The following is a 2923-nucleotide window of genomic DNA, read 5'->3' on the forward strand; positions in this document are numbered from 1 at the left end:
GGCGCCTCGGTCAGAGGGTGCCGAAGCCCACCTTGCGGGCGGCCGGCTCGCCGATCTCCACGTACGCCAGGCGCTCGGCCGGGACGAGGACGCGACGGCCGTGCTCGTCGGTCAGGGAGAGGAGCTTCTCGGTGCCCTCCAGCGCCTTGGCGACGGCGCTCGCGATCTCGTCAGCGCTCAGCGAGCTCTCGATGACGATGTCGCGGGGCGCGTTCTGCACGCCGATCTTGACCTCCACGGCTTCCATCCCTCCGGGGTTGCAACAGCCATGCGCACCACCTCGAACAGGTGTCCGCGGTCCTTGCGCCGTACGGCTTCACCATAGAGCACGGTCCGGGCCGCGCGGCGAAGGTCCGCTGATCAGCTGTCCGCCGGCTCCTCGTCCCCGTCGGCCTGGTCCTGGTCGTTCGGGTGCATCGGGAAGCCCTTGAGGCCGCGCCAGGCCAGGCTGGCGACCAGCCGGACCGCCTCGTCCCGGGGGATGTCCCGGCCCTGCGAGAGCCAGTAGCGGGCGGTGATCTGGGCCAGGCCGCAGACCCCGGCGGCCAGCAGCTTGGCCTCCGCCTCGGGCAGGTCGGTGTCCTCCGCGATCACCTTGCTGACCAGGGTGGCGCTCATGTCGCTGGCCCGCTCCACCCGCTCGCGCACGGCCGGCTCGTTGGTCAGGTCGGACTCGAAGACCAGCCGGAAGGCGCCGGACTCGCTGGAGACGTAGTGGAAGTACGCCTCCATGGTGGCGGCCACCCGCTGCTTGTTGTCGGTGGTCGCGGAGAGCGCGTCCCGGGTGGCGTCGACCAGGGCGTCGCAGTGCTTGTCGAGGAGGGCGAGGTAGAGCTCGAGCTTGCCCGGGAAGTGCTGGTACAGCACCGGCTTGCTCACCCCGGCCCGGTCGGCGATGTCGTCCATGGCGGCCGAGTGGTAGCCCTGGGCGACGAACACCTCCTGAGCCGCGCCGAGCAGTTGTTCACGGCGGGCGCTTCGCGGCAGGCGAGCACCGCGCGGGCGCTCCTGCGCCTCCTGGATGGCCGTCACGGCGCTCCTCACTTCACGGTCGGACATGGTCGCTGCACGGTCGGTCGGACCGATGGCAGGGCCATTGATTCTACTTTTCGGTAACCAGGTCTGCTCCCGGTGAAGCCGAGTAAAACGCAGAAACGGCCTTGTCGGGAGCCCACAATACGGTCCGGACCTGCGCTGTCCACAGGGTGAGATCCGGCCGGGCCGCCTTCCGGGCGCCCGGCACCTCACTACCATCGTGCTCCATGAGCGCCGATCAGCTGCAGCCCGAGGCCGAATCGTTCAGAACCGTCCTGGTCCCGGGCGCCGAACTGGCCGTCCGCGGAACCGCCGACGGGAACGGGGACGGCCTGCCGCCCGCCCTCTACGTGCACGGGCTGGGCGGCTCCGCCGACAACTGGACCGAGCTGATGGCCGAGCTCTCCGGGGTGGTCGCGGGCGAGGCGCTGGACCTGCCCGGCTTCGGCTGGTCCGCGCCGCCGCAGGACGGCAACCTCTCGGTCTCCGGCCACGCCCGGGCCGTGATCGGGTACCTGGAGCAGTGCGACCGCGGTCCGGTGCACCTGTTCGGCAACTCGCTGGGCGGCGCCGTCTCGGTCCGGGTCGCGGCCCTGCGGCCCGACCTGGTGCGCAGCCTGATCCTGATCTCCCCGGCCCTGCCCGAGCTGCCGCCGCAGCGCAGCGCCTGGCCGACCGGGCTGCTCGCGGTACCCGGCCTGCCCGCGCTGCTCGGCCGCGCCCCGGACCGGCGGCGCAGCGTCGAGGCGGCCACCGAGAACCTGCTGCGGCTGGTGTACGCCGACCCGTCGGCCATACCGGCCGAGCGGCGGGCCGGGGCGGTGGCCGAGTACCGGCGCCGGATGGCCCTGCCCTACGCGCTCCCGGTGCTGGCCGGCTCGGCCCGCGGGGTGGTGACCGCGTACACGGAGCGCGGCGAGCAGTCGCTGTGGCGGCAGGCCGCGCAGGTCCGGGTGCCGGTGCTGCTGGTGTACGGGCTGAAGGACAAGCTGGTGTCCTACCGCTCCGCCCGGCGGGCCTGTGCGGCGTTCGAGGACGCCCGGCTGCTGGTGCTGCCGGACTCCGGGCACGTGGCGATGATGGAGCACCCGCGGCAGGTGGCGCGGGCGGTCCGGGAGCTGCTGGCCGGGTTCTGAGTTCCGAGCGGACCCGCGCGGGGTCGACGGGTACGGGTGCGGGTGGGGCGGGCCGCGGCGCCGGCGGTGGCCGTGCTGCCACGGGCCTGCCACGGCCGGGTGAACGCCGGAGATCCGGCCCGGTCACGCCGGTTCACTCGATCAGGTGGCTACCAGGCAGGTGAGCGAGGTGATGCGCCTCGCTCGTTCTACCTTCGTGGTGTCAGACCGAACAGGTGTGGGGGAGCAGCCGTCGCCGGATACCCGGTGGCGCTGCACGGCGGTGCCGGGTGCCGAGGCCACGGGGAGTGGCCTCGGCACCGCCCGGGGCCGCTGCCTTTCTGAGCATTGGTGTCACTGGTTGATCAGGCTCCCTGTGTCGTAGTCGTCGAACCCGTCGAACGCTCTGCTCTGGAGGCGTCGTGCGCATCGCCCTGCTCACCGAGAGCACCTATTCGAACGCGCAGCGTGGTGCCGGCTGGTGCGGCCGACTGGCCGACGGGCTGGTCGAGCACGAGTTCCAGCTGTACCTGCTGGCGCGCGGCGAGCGCCCCGGTCCGGCCGGGGCGGAGCCGGGCCCGCCGGTGCGCGGGCTGACCGCCGTGCACACGCTCCCGATGTGGGGCCGCCGGCCCGCCGGGCGCGGCCCGGCCGCCCACCGCCGCGGGCCGTACCGCAAGGCCTACGAGCAGCTGGTCCGGGCGCTGGTGCTGCCCGCCGAGCGGTCCTCCTTCGGCCCGGGCCTGTACCGGCTCCCCGAGCTCGCGAGAGCC

The 2923-nt window shown here is 73.2% G+C and carries 3 protein-coding genes and 1 pseudogene; 2 read left to right on the top strand and 2 right to left on the bottom strand.

The genetic code is table 11. The features are described 5' to 3' along the window. Positions 1-10: 10 nt before the first annotated feature. Both AA75_RS32040 and AA75_RS32045 read right to left on the bottom strand, forming a co-directional pair. Entirely contained in the window at positions 11-238 is a 228-nt protein-coding gene (locus AA75_RS32040) for a DUF3107 domain-containing protein (protein ID WP_033823850.1), read from the bottom strand. Positions 239-360: 122 nt separating this feature from the next. Next, positions 361-1032 carry a TetR/AcrR family transcriptional regulator gene (locus AA75_RS32045; protein WP_033823845.1) on the bottom strand — a complete coding sequence of 224 codons (672 nt, stop codon included), beginning with the start codon at positions 1030-1032 and terminating at the stop codon, positions 361-363. Between the two features lie 230 nt (positions 1033-1262). On the opposite strand from AA75_RS32045, the gene AA75_RS32050 reads away from it, so the two are divergent. Together AA75_RS32050 and AA75_RS50025 are read left to right on the top strand one after the other, a co-directional pair. After that, a complete protein-coding gene (locus tag AA75_RS32050; RefSeq protein ID WP_033823846.1) occupies positions 1263-2171 on the top strand; it encodes an alpha/beta fold hydrolase in 909 nt (302 codons plus the stop codon). Between the two features lie 401 nt (positions 2172-2572). Further along, positions 2573-2923 (top strand): annotated as a pseudogene (locus tag AA75_RS50025) (hypothetical protein); the annotation flags it as partial.

The organism is Kitasatospora sp. MBT63, assembly GCF_000710465.2.
In the GTDB taxonomy this organism is placed as follows: Bacteria; Actinomycetota; Actinomycetes; order Streptomycetales; family Streptomycetaceae; genus Kitasatospora.